The organism is Acidiphilium acidophilum, from assembly GCF_033842475.1.
GTDB lineage: Bacteria > Pseudomonadota > Alphaproteobacteria > Acetobacterales > Acetobacteraceae > Acidiphilium > Acidiphilium acidophilum.
In genome coordinates, this window is the sequence record NZ_JAWXYB010000018.1 from 639,578 (window position 1) to 652,870 (window position 13,293).

14 protein-coding genes are annotated in these 13,293 nt (G+C 67.0%); 8 read left to right on the forward strand and 6 right to left on the reverse strand.

The features are described from left to right. Positions 1-84: 84 nt before the first annotated feature. The 3 genes from SIL87_RS05660 to SIL87_RS05670 all read left to right on the forward strand — a co-directional run bounded on the left by SIL87_RS05660 (position 85) and on the right by SIL87_RS05670 (position 1,589). Positions 85-576 carry a lysozyme gene (locus SIL87_RS05660; RefSeq protein WP_319613227.1) on the forward strand — a complete coding sequence of 164 codons (492 nt, stop codon included), beginning with the start codon at positions 85-87 and terminating at the stop codon, positions 574-576. 67 nt (positions 577-643) lie between these two features. Continuing rightward, positions 644-1,189: a DUF2380 domain-containing protein gene (locus tag SIL87_RS05665; protein WP_319613228.1), complete on the forward strand. Its 546-nt coding sequence runs from the start codon at positions 644-646 to the stop codon at positions 1,187-1,189. A gap of 100 nt (positions 1,190-1,289) precedes the next feature. Further along, on the forward strand, positions 1,290-1,589 hold the full coding sequence (locus SIL87_RS05670; RefSeq protein ID WP_319613229.1) for a hypothetical protein: 300 nt from the start codon (positions 1,290-1,292) through the stop codon (positions 1,587-1,589). Between the two features lie 54 nt (positions 1,590-1,643). Here SIL87_RS05670 and topA read toward each other — a convergent pair whose 3' ends face one another. The 6 genes from topA to SIL87_RS05700 are packed head-to-tail and all read right to left on the reverse strand — an operon-like array spanning position 1,644 to position 8,921. Then, positions 1,644-4,295: a type I DNA topoisomerase gene (gene topA, locus SIL87_RS05675; RefSeq protein ID WP_319613230.1), complete on the reverse strand. Its 2,652-nt coding sequence runs from the start codon at positions 4,293-4,295 to the stop codon at positions 1,644-1,646. Between the two features lie 19 nt (positions 4,296-4,314). Continuing rightward, positions 4,315-5,436 (reverse strand): DNA-processing protein DprA, encoded by a 1,122-nt coding sequence (dprA, locus tag SIL87_RS05680; protein ID WP_319613231.1) that lies wholly within the window; start codon positions 5,434-5,436, stop codon positions 4,315-4,317. Beyond that, complete coding sequence (gene plsY / locus SIL87_RS05685; RefSeq protein ID WP_319613232.1) at positions 5,433-6,011, reverse strand: glycerol-3-phosphate 1-O-acyltransferase PlsY; 579 nt, start codon at positions 6,009-6,011, stop codon at positions 5,433-5,435. Before plsY ends, dprA begins: the two co-directional genes overlap by 4 nt. Next, positions 6,008-7,282: a dihydroorotase gene (locus SIL87_RS05690; RefSeq protein ID WP_319613233.1), complete on the reverse strand. Its 1,275-nt coding sequence runs from the start codon at positions 7,280-7,282 to the stop codon at positions 6,008-6,010. The genes plsY and SIL87_RS05690 overlap by 4 nt, the downstream gene beginning before the upstream one ends. Further along, on the reverse strand, positions 7,275-8,210 hold the full coding sequence (locus SIL87_RS05695) for an aspartate carbamoyltransferase catalytic subunit (RefSeq protein ID WP_319613234.1): 936 nt from the start codon (positions 8,208-8,210) through the stop codon (positions 7,275-7,277). Before SIL87_RS05695 ends, SIL87_RS05690 begins: the two co-directional genes overlap by 8 nt. Before the next feature lie 54 nt (positions 8,211-8,264). Beyond that, complete coding sequence (locus SIL87_RS05700; protein ID WP_319613235.1) at positions 8,265-8,921, reverse strand: S24 family peptidase; 657 nt, start codon at positions 8,919-8,921, stop codon at positions 8,265-8,267. 124 nt (positions 8,922-9,045) lie between these two features. On the opposite strand from SIL87_RS05700, the gene SIL87_RS05705 reads away from it, so the two are divergent. The 5 genes from SIL87_RS05705 to SIL87_RS05725 all read left to right on the forward strand — a co-directional run bounded on the left by SIL87_RS05705 (position 9,046) and on the right by SIL87_RS05725 (position 13,283). Next, the gene (locus SIL87_RS05705) at positions 9,046-9,468 is read left to right on the forward strand and encodes a hypothetical protein (protein ID WP_319613236.1); all 423 of its coding nucleotides are present in this window, start codon (positions 9,046-9,048) and stop codon (positions 9,466-9,468) included. A gap of 40 nt (positions 9,469-9,508) precedes the next feature. After that, positions 9,509-9,739: a hypothetical protein gene (locus SIL87_RS05710; RefSeq protein WP_319613237.1), complete on the forward strand. Its 231-nt coding sequence runs from the start codon at positions 9,509-9,511 to the stop codon at positions 9,737-9,739. A 68-nt stretch (positions 9,740-9,807) separates the two neighbouring features. Continuing rightward, complete coding sequence (locus tag SIL87_RS05715; RefSeq protein WP_319613239.1) at positions 9,808-10,608, forward strand: carbon-nitrogen hydrolase family protein; 801 nt, start codon at positions 9,808-9,810, stop codon at positions 10,606-10,608. Continuing rightward, complete coding sequence (locus SIL87_RS05720) at positions 10,605-12,257, forward strand: flavin monoamine oxidase family protein (RefSeq protein WP_319613240.1); 1,653 nt, start codon at positions 10,605-10,607, stop codon at positions 12,255-12,257. The genes SIL87_RS05715 and SIL87_RS05720 overlap by 4 nt, the downstream gene beginning before the upstream one ends. A gap of 72 nt (positions 12,258-12,329) precedes the next feature. Then, the gene (locus tag SIL87_RS05725) at positions 12,330-13,283 is read left to right on the forward strand and encodes an aldo/keto reductase (protein WP_319613241.1); all 954 of its coding nucleotides are present in this window, start codon (positions 12,330-12,332) and stop codon (positions 13,281-13,283) included. Positions 13,284-13,293 lie beyond the last annotated feature (10 nt).

The following is a 13,293-nucleotide window of genomic DNA, read 5'->3' on the forward strand; positions in this document are numbered from 1 at the left end:
GATGCACTCACAGGTTGCATTGGAGGTTTCTCACCCCCCCGGCCTCGTGGCAAGTCGATTTCTCATCGTAAGGAGGCTTGTTCCATGGATTTTCCGCTCTCGTCCGACCCGCTCCAGCTCGCCGCCACCCAGTTGGTCGAACCGTTCGAGGGGTTCAGCGCCGAACCCTATCGCGACCCCGGCGGCGTGTGGTCGATCGGCTATGGCTCGACCGTCGATGCCTGGGGCAATCCGGTCAGCGCCGATACCGCGCCGGTCACCCGGGATCAGGCGCTGGCGATGGTGGAGCGAGACCTCACCAGCGCGCTCGACGAGGTCAACGCCGTGGTCACCGTTCCGCTCGACGTCAACCAGCAGGCCGCTCTGGCCGATTTCGTCTACAATGTCGGAGCGGGCAATTTCGAACGCTCGACCCTGCTGACCTTGCTCAATCAGGGCGACTATGCCGGTGCCGCCGCGCAGTTCGTGCGCTGGGATTACGCCGGTGGCGTGGTGCTGCCCGGCCTGCTGCGCCGCCGGGAGGCCGAAGCCGCCTTGTTCACCGCTGCGTCATCGTCGTTCGACCCTTTCGAATGAAGGCTTGCCGTACTGCCCGGTGCCGCCTAGCCTCGCCTTCGCGATACAATCACGGGTGGGTGACGTCATGCCGATCACGAAACCTCTGCGCTGGGTGCTGGCCGGCGCGATAACGGCGCTGATCGGCGCGGGTACCGGCACCAGTGCCATCGCGGCACCACCCCCGGCGCGACCGGGACTGGTGATCGAGGCGTTCGACCTGTTCGACACCTCGGCCGACCATCGCGCCTTCGTGGTCGCCGACCAGAAGCGCTGGCTCGCCGAGGGGGCGGCGCGCATGGCGCAGGTGATCGCGGCCGATGGCAAGGTCACGGTGATCGACAGCCCGGCAAGCCGCCGCCGGATCGCCGCGATCGCCCACGATTACCAGCATCCCTCGACCTGCCGCAGTTGCGTCATCGCCGCCGCCCGGCAGCTTGGCGCACGCTACGTGTTCATCGGCTCGGTCCACAAGGTCAGCGATCTGATCATCTATATGCGCGGCGAACTCGACCGCATCGGCGATCCCAGGCCGCTGATGGTCCGGTCGATGGAGGTCAAGGCCGATAATCGGACCATGATCCTCCGCGCCGCCGGCACCATGGCCGCCGCCGTCGAACACCATCTCGGCTGAGCGCCCCTTTTTCACCAAACCGTGAATGCCCATGTGAGCCGTCTGCCGGGCGGGTTGGCCGCCCGTTGCGTACTCCCCCTGTCCTGAAAGAGAATCGCTTATGAAACTATCGATCCTGCCGGTTGCCCTGCTGATGACCCTGGCGCTCGCCGCCTGCGGCCGGCACATGAGCGGCACCTATGTCGCGCAATCGACCAGCCCGATCGTCGGCGCGACCCTCGATTTCATCTCCGCAACCGAGGTTCAGGTCCAGGTCGCCGGAACCACCACCCAGGGCACCTACAAGCTCGAAAACCATCAGGTTGTGGTGATGAACAACAACCAGACCCAGGTATTCGCCGTCGAATCCAACGGCTGCCTGAACGGCGGCCCGCAGATCGGCACGTTCTGCAAGCGCTGAACCAGCAGCCGATCCACCCGACCCGATCGAGCCGCCAGCGGCTCGATCGCAGGGTCAGCCTTTCGCGGCTTTGGGTTCGGGCTTCGCTTTCGCTTTGAGCGCGGCCTTGGGTTTTGCCGTGGGTTTCGGGCGGGCCGCCGCTTTGGCCGGTGCCCCCCCCTCGGCGGCCGGTTTCCGCGCCGGTGCCTTGCCGCCCTTTTTGCCCTTCGGTGCCAAAGTCTTGCCCTTCTCGGCGAGCAGGGCGATCGCTTCATCGAGGGTGATCGTATCGAGTTCGGTACCGCGCGGCAGGTTGGCCACGGTCTTGCCGTGCTGCGCATAAGGCCCGAACCGCCCCTTGCGCACCATCACCGGATCGCCGCCTTTCGGATGCGGCCCCAGCTCGCGAATGCCTTCCTGCTTTTTGGCCAGCACCATCACCGCCCGGTTCAGACCGACCGCGAGAACATCGTCGTCCTTATCGAGCGAGGCGAAAATCGGCCCCATCTTCACATAGGGACCGAACCGGCCGATCCCGGCCTGGATTTCCGCCTTGGTCTCGGGGTGCACCCCGACCACACGGGGCAATGACAGCAGGCCGAGCGCCTGTTCCAGCGTCAGATCATCGCCGGTGACGCCCTTGGGCAGCGCCGCCCGGCGCGGCTTGGCCTTCTTGTCCTCCGGATCGGGTTCGCCGAGCTGGATATACAGGCCATAAGGCCCGCGCCGCAGCGTGACCGGAATGCCATCGGCGTTTTCGCCCAGCACCTTCATGCCGTCGCGCAGCGTATCGCCGCCGTCCTCGGCGCCGTCGATCGCGAGTTTGCGGGTGTACTGGCACTCCGGATAATTCGAGCAGCCGATGAACGAACCGTAGCGGCCCAGCTTCAGGCCCAGCCGCCCGGTGCCGCAGGCCTGGCACACACGCGGGTCGGTGCCGTCCTCGCGCGCGGGGAAAAAATGCGGCCCCAACTCCTCATCGAGCGCATCGATGACATCGCCGATCTTCAAATCCCTGGTCTGGTCGATCGCGTTCGAGAAATCGACCCAGAAATCCCGCATCACCCGGCGCCAGTCGAGCTTGCCGTCCGAGACCTCGTCGAGTTTTTCCTCCAGCGCCGCGGAAAACCCGGTCTCGACATAACGGCCAAAGAAACTCACCAGAAACGCGGTGACCAGCCGGCCGCGATCCTCGGGAATGAACCGCCGCGCGTCCATCCGCACGTAATTCCGCTCGCGCAGCACGGTCAGGATCGAGGCATAGGTCGAAGGCCGCCCGATCCCCAACTCCTCCATTTTCTTGACCAGTGTCGCCTCGGAATAGCGCGGCGGCGGCTGGGTGAAATGCTGATCCGCCGTCACCTTGCCCCGGTTCAGCGGGTCGGATTTGACCATCGGCGGCAACAGCCGGGAGTCCTCGTCCTCAGCGTTGTCCTCAAGTTCCTCGCGATAGAGTTTCAAAAACCCGTCGAACGCGAGGATCGAGCCGGTGGCGCGCAACACCGTGCCGGACCCGTCGCCGATATCGACGCTGGTCTGGTCGAGCTCCGCCGATTGCATCTGCGAGGCGAGAGCGCGCTTGTAGATCAGCTCATACAGCCGTGCCTGCTCGTTATTGAGGTGGCGCGCCGCGCGCTCCGGCGTCAGGGTGAAATCGGTCGGGCGGATCGCCTCATGGGCTTCCTGCGCATTCTTGGCCTTGGTCTGGTATTCGCGCGGCGCGGCGGGGAGATATTCGGTCCCGAACGCCGTGCCGATCTGGCTGCGCACCGCATTGATCGCCTCGCGCGCCATCTGCACGCCATCGGTCCGCATGTAGGTGATCAGACCCACGGTTTCGCCGCCGATCTCGACCCCCTCGTAAAGCTGCTGCGCCGTCCGCATGATCTGCTGCGCCGTCATGTGCAGCTTGCGCGAGGCATCCTGCTGGAGCGTCGAGGTGGTGAAGGGTGGCGGCGGATTGCGCCGCGTGCGCTTTTTTTCGACCGCGACGACCGAAAACGCGCCGCGCTCGACCGCAGCCTTCGCGGCCATTGCCGCCGCCTCGTTCGGCAGATCGAACTGATCGAGCTTCCTGCCGTTCAGATGGGTCAGCCGGGCATGGAACGGAGCCCCGCCCGGCGTGGTGAATCCGGCCTCGATCGTCCAGTATTCGCGATTGCGGAAAACCTCGATCTCGGCTTCCCGCTCGCAGATCAGCCGCAGCGCGACCGACTGCACCCGCCCCGCCGACTTGCTGCCGGGCAGCTTGCGCCACAGCACCGGCGAGAGGGTGAACCCCACCAGATAATCCAGCGCCCGGCGCGCCAGATACGCCTCGATCAGCGGGGTATCGAGTTCGCGCGGTGCCCGCATCGCGGCCTGGACCGCCGATTTGGTGATCTCGTTGAAGGTGATCCGCCGGACGATCTTGCCCTTCAGCGAATGCCGCGCCTCCAGCATCGCCCGCACGTGCCAGGAAATCGCCTCGCCTTCCCGATCCGGGTCGGTCGCCAGATACAGGGTGTCGGCGCCCTTGAGCGCCTTGGCAATCGCCGCCACCTGCTTGTCGCCCCGCGCATCCTCTTCCCAGGACATCGCGAAATCCTCGTCCGGGCGCACCGAACCGTCCCGCGCCGGCAGGTCACGGACATGGCCGAACGAGGCCAGCACGGTGAACCCGTCGCCGAGATATTTGTTGATCGTCTTGGCCTTGGCCGGTGATTCGACGACGACGATTGCGTTCATCTCGGAAGATTTTTCCAGTTCAGGGGGCGAGGAGCAGCCCGATTTTATTGCCAGGCAAAGTCTCGATCCGTCCGGCGAGTTCCAGTTCCATCAGCACGGCAACCAGGGCGGACGGGGAGAACTGGCAGTGCAGCGCCAATTCGTCAACCGGGACCGGACTGGCGGATAACAACCTGGGGATGTCGCGCCGCGCCCGATCCAGCTCCGATGCGCCGGATTCGAGCAGAGCTACCGGTTCAGCGAAGCCGGGCGGGGCCGGGGCGATCCGCGTATCGGCGAACAGCGCGCCGGGCCGGTCCGGCAGGTTCATCAGCACGTCCCCGGCGGATTCCGTCAGATGCGCGCCCTGCCGGATCAGATCGTTGGTGCCGCGCGCCCGCGCATCGAGCGGCGAGCCCGGTACCGCGAACAACTCGCGCCCGTAATCCAGCGCATAGCGCGCGGTGATCAGGCTGCCCGAGCGGAGGGCGGCCTCGATCACCACGACCCCGAGGGCGAGCCCGGCGATGATGCGGTTGCGCTTGGGAAAATGCCGCGCCATCGGCGCGGTCCCCGGCGGTGCTTCCGCGATCAGCACGCCGCGCTCGGCGATCTCCGCCTGGAGCGCCTTGTGCTCGGGCGGATAGACCACGTCCAACCCGCCGGGGATCGCCGCAATCGTGGTGCCGGTGCGCAACGCCGCGACATGCGCCGCCGCGTCGATCCCGCGCGCGAGGCCGGAGGCGATCGGCCGTCCGGACGCCGCAAGCTCCGCCGCAATATCGGCGGCAACGCGGCAGCCATTGACCGAGGCATTGCGCGCCCCGACCACCGCGACGATGGGTTTGTGCAGAATGGCGACATCGCCGAGCACCGCGATCATCGGCGGCGCATCCGGCAGCAGCGCCAGCAGCTTCGGATAATCCGGCTCGCCCAAAAACAGCAACGTCGCGCCAAGCGTATCGAACCGGTCGATCTCGCGCCGGACATCCCCGGCGTTCGGCACGAACGGCGCCTTCGCCCGCCCGCCGGCCCGCGCCAGCGCCGGGATCGCGGCCAGCGCCTCTTCCGGCGTGTCGAACCGCGCCCGCAGGCGCCGGTAGGTTTGCGGCCCGACCCCCTCGGTGCGGATCAGCCGCAGCAGGGCGACCCGGTCGATCACGCCCCGAGCTTGATCCGCGGTTCGGTCCCGGCACGCAGCCGCGCGATATTGGCGCGATGCTTGTAAACCACCAACGCCGCGATCACGACCGCCCCGAGCGCCACCGGCCCATCGCCCAGTATCAGCGCCACGACCGGCGCAGTGGCAAACGCGGTCAATGCCGCGAGCGAGGAATATTTCCGCCACACCGCCATGCCGAGCCAGACCGCGCAGGCGATCAGACCGACCACGAAGGCCTGCGCCAGCAACACACCGAGTCCGACCGCAACCCCCTTGCCGCCCTTGAAGCGCAGCCACACCGGATACAGATGGCCGATCACCGCGAACAACCCGGCGATCACCACCAGCCAGCGCCCTTCATTGTGCATCAGCAACACCGCGACCACGCCCTTCAGCGCGTCGAGCACCAGCGTGAGCGCCGCCAGCCCTTTCCGCCCGGTCCGCAGCACATTGGTCGCCCCGATATTGCCCGAGCCGATCTTGCGCACATCGCCGAGCCCGGCGGCGCGGGTCAGGATCAGCCCGAACGGCACCGCCCCCAGCAGATAACCCGCCAATGCCGCCAGAACGATCATCCGAACACCCTCACACCGGCTTTCCAGGTCCCGACCACCACGCCCTCGACCGCCCGCCCGTCGAACGGCGTGTTCTGCGCCTTGCCCGGCAGCCGGCCCGCCTCGATCCGCCAGGAGCGGTCCGGCGCGAACAGGCACAGATCGGCAGGCCTTCCCTTCGCGATCCGCCCCGCCCCCAGCCCGAACCGCCGCGCCGGACGATCGGTCAGCAGCGACAGCGCCGTATTCAGCCCCAACGCACCGGACTGCACCTGCGCCAGCGTGATCGCGAGCAAGGTCGCGAGCCCCGCACCGCCCGGCGCCGCCTCGGCAAACGGCAGGCGCTTGTCATCGGCATCGCGCGGCTGATGATCCGAAGCGACGGCATCGATCGTGCCATCCGCCAGCGCCGCCACCACCGCCAGCCGGTCGTCCTCGGTCCGCAACGGCGGCGACAGCTTGGCGTAGCTCCGGAAATCGCCGATCGCGGTTTCGTTCAGATCGAAATAGGGCGGCGCGGTATCGCAACTCACCGCCAGCCCGCGCGATTTCGCCGCCCGGATCAGCGCCAGCGCCGCCCCGGTCGAGACATGCGCGAAATGCACCGCCCCGCCGGTCAATTCCACCAGCATGATATCGCGCGCCACCATCATCGCTTCGGCGCATACCGGTATCCCCGGCAACCCCATCAGCGTCGCCCGCGCCCCCGAGGTCGCCGCCCCGCCGGCGGCCAGGCTCGGCTCCTCGGGATGCTGCACGATCATCGCCCCGAACCCGCGCGCATACGACAGTGCCCGCCGCATCAACCCGGCTGACCCGATCGCCCGCGCCCCGTCGGAAAACGCGATCGCCCCCGCCGCCCGCAGCAGCCCGTATTCCGCGATGCTCTCGCCCCTGCACCCGCGCGTCGCCGCCCCATAGGGCGCGATGGTGATCCGCCCGGTCGCCTCGCCCGCACCCGCGAGTGCCCGCACCAGCGCCGGATCGTCGGTCGGCGGCGCGTTGTCCGGCAGCACCGCGATCGTGGTGATCCCGCCCGCGCTCGCCGCCAGCGCCGCCGAGCCGATCGTCTCGCGATACTCGAACCCCGGTTCGCCGAGCGAGGCGCGCACATCCACCAACCCCGGACACAGCACGCAATCCGCACCCTCCACGATCGCCGCACCCTCGGGCCGCCCGAGCCCCGCCCCGAAATCCGCGATCGTCCCGCCGCGCAGCAGGCAATCGCCCACCGCATCGTGCCCGGAGGCCGGATCGATGATCCGCGCGCCGATGATCAGCGTGTCACGCATTGCGCAGCGCCGTCCGCGCCAGCACATCGAGCACCGCCATCCGCACCGCCACCCCCATCTCGACCTGTTCGCGGATTACCGAGCGCGTGACGTCATCGGCCACCTGGCTGTCGATTTCGACACCCCGGTTCATCGGCCCCGGATGCATCACCAGCGCGTCCGGCTTCGCGAATGCCAGCTTCGCGGCATCCAGCCCGTAGAAGCTGAAAAACTCCCGCGCGCTCGGGATCATTCCGCCGCTCATCCGCTCGGTCTGCAACCGCAGCGCCATAACAATATCGGCGTCGCGCAACCCCTCGCGCATATCGTGAAACACGCTCACCCCGAACTGCTCGATCCCCGACGGGATCAGCGTCGGCGGCCCGACCACCCGCACCCTGCTGCCCATCGCGGTCAGCAGCAATATGTTCGAGCGCGCCACCCGCGAATGCGCGATATCGCCGCAGATCGCGATGGTCAGGCCTTCCAGCGTTCCCTTGTGGCGGCGGATCGTCAGCGCATCGAGCAGCGCCTGGGTCGGGTGCTCGTGCATGCCATCCCCGGCATTGATCACCGCGGCATCCACCTTCTGCGCCAGCAATGCCGGCGCGCCCGAGGCCTTGTGGCGCACCACCAGCAGATCGCAATTCATCGCATTCAGCGTCGCCGCCGTATCGAGCAGGGTCTCGCCCTTGGAGACCGACGAGGTCGAGACCGACATGTTGATCACATCCGCGCCCAGCCGCTTGCCCGCAAGTTCGAAACTGGTGCGGGTCCGGGTCGAATCCTCGAAGAACAGATTGATCAGCGTCCGCCCCCGCAGCACGTCCCGCCGGGTCTTGCCGGAGCGGTTGAGCAGCGCATAGCTTTCCGCCAGATCGAGCAACGCCGAGATATCGCGCGGGTGCAGAGTCTCGATCCCCAGAAGATGGCGCATCGGCAATCGCATGGCGCCTGCATACCGAAACGCCGGTCCGGCGCAATCCCCCGCCGCGTCGCGCCTCTACTGCGTCGCCCACACGATCCGGTGGATCGCGACGATCTGCTCGGGGGCGAAACTCCGCATCGGGTGCTCGGGGTTGAAACTGCTCAACTCGATCCGCTTGACGCTGCGCCGCGTCAGCACCTTGGCCATCACCTCGCCCTCCGCCGTGCGCGCCACCACCCGGTCACCGGTCCGCACCGGGGCGGCGGGCGACACAACAATGATGTCCCCCTCGCGATACACCGGCTCCATCGATTCGCCATGGATCGTCAGGCCGAACGCGTGCGGATCGTCGGCCAAAGCCGCCTCGGTGCGCGGCAACGCGACATGATCCCAGCCACCCCCGGTCGGATAGCCGCCATCGTCGAAAAACCCGTCCTGCCCCGCCTGCGCCAGCCCGATCACCGGCACCCGCCGCGCTCCCGCGCGCGGCGGCGACAAAGCCCGCGCCCCCTGCACCAGCCCGGCGAAGGCATCGATCCCCGCCCCGGTCGCGATCAGCACCTTGGCGATGCTCTCGGTCGACGGCCAGCGCAGCTTGCCCTCGTTGGTCCGGCGTTTCGAGGGGTTGAAACTGGTCGGGTCGAGTCCCGCCCGCTTGGCCAGACCCGAGGTGGACAACCCCCGTTCCGCCGCCAGTGTATCGATCGCCCGCCAGATATCTTCGTGTCGCATCCGCTTGTTCTTAACGGATTCTGCCATCTTGGGAAGTATTTTTTAGGAACAAACTCCGTTTTTCGCTTGCGTAGCCCACAACCTCCGGTTAACTTGTTCTTGTTATGTTCACACGGAGTTCCCCATGCCCTTCGATATCGGCGCCGCCCGTTCAGCGGAATTACCGAACGAAATCAAACCATTCACCTCGGCGGAGCGCGCCTGGCTCTGGACCGCCGCCTGTCTCGCCGCACGACGCGCCGGAAAACCCTCGCCGCTCGAAGCTGCCGCACCCTGCCGGCCCGAAACCATCCTCGTCTGCCTCCAGCGCCTTTATCGCGCGGGCCGGATCGATGTGGTCCACGCCGAGGTTCTGCGCCGCTGGGGCGATCGCGGCCGCCCGCCACCCCGGCCCCGCCGCGCCGACCGCAGCGACTGGCACCAGTGGCAGCAGGCGATGTTCGTGCTCGATTACACGCTCCGCCGGCAGGGCATCGTCGCCGGCTTCGACCTCGGGCCTGACCCGGCACCCGAAAAAATTTTCCCCACGCTAGGACTAAGTTCTTAGAAACGAGCGAAATTCCACCCGCAATCCCAAGGAGACCTACATGGCATTCAACCTGCGCAACCTTTCCGTCCTCGCCTACGCGAACGGCTTCACCCTCTGGCATTATCGCGCCGGCGAGGAACAACTGGCCGCGCTCGATGGCGAGACCTATTTCGCCGAAGCCGGCGACCTGATCGCCCCCGGCGACATCATCATGGCCTCGGGCAGCCACGGTGCGCGCATGGGTGCCGTCAGCCGGCGCGGCGCGCATCTCGTCCTCAACGCGATGTGACGCTGCCGAACCGATCCGTGGCCGGCGGGGGCGTTGCCTCCGCCCCGGCCTGCTCCTATGCCTTGCCCATGACCCTGACCATCGCGATCAGCCAGACGGCGGGATGTTTCGCCGATCCCGCAGCGGCGCTGGACCTGCTCGATGCCACCGCGCGCCGGGCCCGCGCCGCGCAGGCGGACCTGCTCGTCCTGCCCGAATTGTTCTGCACCGGCTACAATCTCGGCGCCGCCCGCGCCCGCAGCCTCGCGATGACGCCGGACGATGAAACGTTCGATCGCCTCCGCGCCATCGCCCGCGCCCACGGCACCGCGATCTGCCTCGGCTTTCCCGAACGCGCGGATGAACACATCGCCAACAGTGCCGCCCTGATCGATGCCACCGGCGACATCCTCCTGATCTACCGGAAAATTCATCTGTTCGGCGCGCTCGACCGCGCCATGTTCAGCCTCCGGGGCGATCGCTTCTCGGTCGTTTCCTGGCGCGGCCTGAAGCTCGGTCTCGCGATCTGCTACGACATCGAATTCCCCGAAACCGCCCGCGCCCTCGCCATCGCCGGGGCCGACCTCGTTCTGGTCCCGACCGCGCTGATGCCGCCCTACGATATCGTGGCCGATCACCTGATCCCGACCCGCGCCTATGAAAATCAGGTGTTCATCGCCTACGCCAACCATTGCGGCAGCGAGGACGGGCTCGCCTATATCGGCAAATCCTCGATCTGCGGGCCGGATGGCGCGGTGCTCGCCAAGGCTGCCGACGGTCCCGCGCTGATCACGGCCACGATCGATCCCGCGCATCAGGCCGAAATCCGTGCCCGCGATCCGCTCCTGGCCGATCGCCGCGCGCCTCTCTACCGGAGCCTCGCGACATGATCGCGCCGGTCACCATGTTCGGCCCCGATTTCCCCTTCGCCTATGATGAGTTCCTGTCCCACCGGGCCGGTCTCGGTCAGCTTCCCGCCGCCGCGCACGGCACCGAAATCGCGATCATCGGTGCGGGAATCGCCGGCATCGTCGCGGGCCACGAGCTGATGAAGCTCGGTCTCAAGCCGGTCCTGTATGAAAGCGACCGGATCGGCGGTCGCCTGCGCTCCGAACCGTTCAAGGACGGGGCAGGGGCCTATGCCGAACTCGGCGCGATGCGGTTTCCACCCTCCTCCCGCGCCCTGTTCCACTATTTCGACAAGGTCGGTATCGAAACCGTCGGTTTCCCCAACCCCCTGGCGCCGGACACGCCATCCACCGTGATCGAGCTTGCCGGGATCCGGCACTACGCCCGCACCAAGGACGATCTTCCCAAACTCTTCACCGAAGTCGAACGCGCCTGGGCCGAAGCACTGGAGGAAGGTGCCCATTACACCGAACTCACCACCGCGATCCGCCATCGCGACACCGCGACCATCCGCCGCCTCTGGCATCATCTGGTCGAAAACCTCGACGAGGAGAGTTTCTCCGGCTTCATCGCCAAATCCCGCTCCTTCCGCGAGCTCGGCTTTCGCGCCCGCGAAGTGTTCGGTCAGGTCGGTTTCGGCACCGGCGGCTGGGATACCGACTTCCCCAATTCGATCCTCGAAATTCTCCGCGTCGTCGCAACCGGTGCGGATGACGAGCACCGGCTCGTGGTCGGCGGCGTCGAACAACTGCCCCGCCGCCTCTGGTCGCTCGCGCCCGAAACCATGTCCCATTGGCCCCGGGGCACCTCGCTCGCCTCGCTGCACAACCACGTGCCGAAACCCGGCGTCGCGAAAATCGCGCCCGGCACCGCGCGAAAATTCGCGATCACCGACCGTTACGGCACCACCGCCGAATACGACGCCGTCATCGTCACCTGTCAGGTCTGGCTGCTCTCCGCCCGGATCGACTGCGCCGAATCCCTGTTCCATCACGATCTCTGGATGGCGATGGAACGCACCCATTACATGCAATCCTCGAAAACATTCGTCATGGTCGATCGCCCGTTCTGGCGCGATATCGACCCCGCGAGCGGCGAGCACGCGCTGAGCATGACCCTGTCGGACCGCCTCACCCGCGGCACCTACCTGCTCGACAACGGGGCCGACAAACCCGGGGTGATCTGCCTATCCTACACCTGGAGCGACGATGCGCTGAAATGGCTTGCTCTGCCGCTCGACGACCGGGTCCGCCTGATGCTGCACAGCCTGCGCCAGATCTACCCCACGCTCGATATCGCCCGGCATATCATCGGCGCGCCGATCACGGTCTCATGGGAATCCGATCCCAATTTCATGGGCGCGTTCAAGGCCAACCTGCCCGGGCACTACCGCTACCAGCGCCGCCTGTTCAGCCATTTCATCCAGTCGGACCTGCCGGAGGCGCATCGCGGCATCTTCCTTGCGGGCGATGACATCTCCTGGACCGCCGGCTGGGCCGAAGGGGCGGTCACCACCGCGCTCAACGCCGTCGCCGGCATCATCCGCCATTTCGGCGGCACCGCCCCTTCCGAAAACCCCGACCCGATCGACCGCTGGCCCGATCTGGCGCCGATCCGTCTGGTCGAATAGCCGGAATGACCCCGGCTTGCCGTGACCCGCGTGCCTGACCATGTTGCGCACACAACAATCGGGGTACCCAGCATGAACCACAAGCAACTCGGCAATTCCGGCCTGTCCCTGCCGCCGATCATGTTCGGCGGCAACGTGTTTGGCTGGACCGCCGACGAACCCACCTCGTTCCGTCTGCTCGATCACATGATCGCTGCCGGCCTCACCGCGATCGATACCGCCGACATGTATTCCTCCTGGGTCCCCGGCCATCAGGGCGGTGAATCCGAAACCGTGATCGGCAACTATCTCGCCCAGCGCGGCGGGCGCGACAAACTCATCATCGCCACCAAGGTCGGCATGATGACCGGCGCGGACGGTAAAAAACTCTCGAAACCGACCATCGAAGCCGCCGTCGTCGCCTCGCTGAAACGCCTGCGGACCGACGTGATCGACCTCTACCAGGCCCATGCCGACGAGGCCGAAACCCCGCTCGAAGAGACCCTCACCGCCTTCGCCGGCCTGATCGAACAGGGCAAGGTCCGCGCCATCGGGGCCTCGAACTACACCGCACCCCGCCTCAGGGACGCCCTCGCAACCAGCGCGCGCCTCGGCCTGCCGCGCTACGAATCGCTCCAGCCGCACTATAATCTGCTCGAACGCCCGGCCTACGAAGCCGAGCTCGAACCGCTCTGCGTTGCGGAAAATCTCGGCGTGATCAACTACTTCGCTCTCGCCGCCGGGTTTCTCACCGGCAAGTACCGCAACGAGGCCGATTTCGCCGCCAGCCCGCGCGGCGAGGGGGTCAAAAAATACCTCGACCCGAAAGGAAGGCGGGTTCTCGCCGCCCTCGACGACATTGCGGCCAGCCACCGCGCCAACCCGGCGCAGGTCGCCGTCGCCTGGCTCATCGCCCGGCCCAGCATCACCGCACCGATCGCGAGCGCGACCAGCACGACCCAGCTCGACGATCTGATCAGGGCGGCAACCCTCCGCCTCACCCCCGCCGACATCGCAACGCTCGACCGCGCCAGCGCCGATCACTGAACCGGAGCCG

Excerpts from the sequence above, each read along its gene's own strand:
- SIL87_RS05660 (WP_319613227.1), top strand. The coding sequence starts at position 85 with ATGGATTTTCCGCTCTCGTCCGACCCGCTCCAGCTCGCCGCCACCCAG.
- SIL87_RS05665 (WP_319613228.1), top strand. The coding sequence starts at position 644 with ATGCCGATCACGAAACCTCTGCGCTGGGTGCTGGCCGGCGCGATAACG.
- SIL87_RS05670 (WP_319613229.1), top strand. The coding sequence starts at position 1,290 with ATGAAACTATCGATCCTGCCGGTTGCCCTGCTGATGACCCTGGCGCTC.
- topA (WP_319613230.1), bottom strand. The coding sequence starts at position 4,295 with ATGAACGCAATCGTCGTCGTCGAATCACCGGCCAAGGCCAAGACGATC.
- plsY (WP_319613232.1), bottom strand. The coding sequence starts at position 6,011 with ATGATCGTTCTGGCGGCATTGGCGGGTTATCTGCTGGGGGCGGTGCCG.
- SIL87_RS05690 (WP_319613233.1), bottom strand. The coding sequence starts at position 7,282 with ATGCGTGACACGCTGATCATCGGCGCGCGGATCATCGATCCGGCCTCC.
- SIL87_RS05695 (WP_319613234.1), bottom strand. The coding sequence starts at position 8,210 with ATGCGATTGCCGATGCGCCATCTTCTGGGGATCGAGACTCTGCACCCG.
- SIL87_RS05700 (WP_319613235.1), bottom strand. The coding sequence starts at position 8,921 with ATGCGACACGAAGATATCTGGCGGGCGATCGATACACTGGCGGCGGAA.
- SIL87_RS05705 (WP_319613236.1), top strand. The coding sequence starts at position 9,046 with ATGCCCTTCGATATCGGCGCCGCCCGTTCAGCGGAATTACCGAACGAA.
- SIL87_RS05710 (WP_319613237.1), top strand. The coding sequence starts at position 9,509 with ATGGCATTCAACCTGCGCAACCTTTCCGTCCTCGCCTACGCGAACGGC.
- SIL87_RS05715 (WP_319613239.1), top strand. The coding sequence starts at position 9,808 with ATGACCCTGACCATCGCGATCAGCCAGACGGCGGGATGTTTCGCCGAT.
- SIL87_RS05720 (WP_319613240.1), top strand. The coding sequence starts at position 10,605 with ATGATCGCGCCGGTCACCATGTTCGGCCCCGATTTCCCCTTCGCCTAT.
- SIL87_RS05725 (WP_319613241.1), top strand. The coding sequence starts at position 12,330 with ATGAACCACAAGCAACTCGGCAATTCCGGCCTGTCCCTGCCGCCGATC.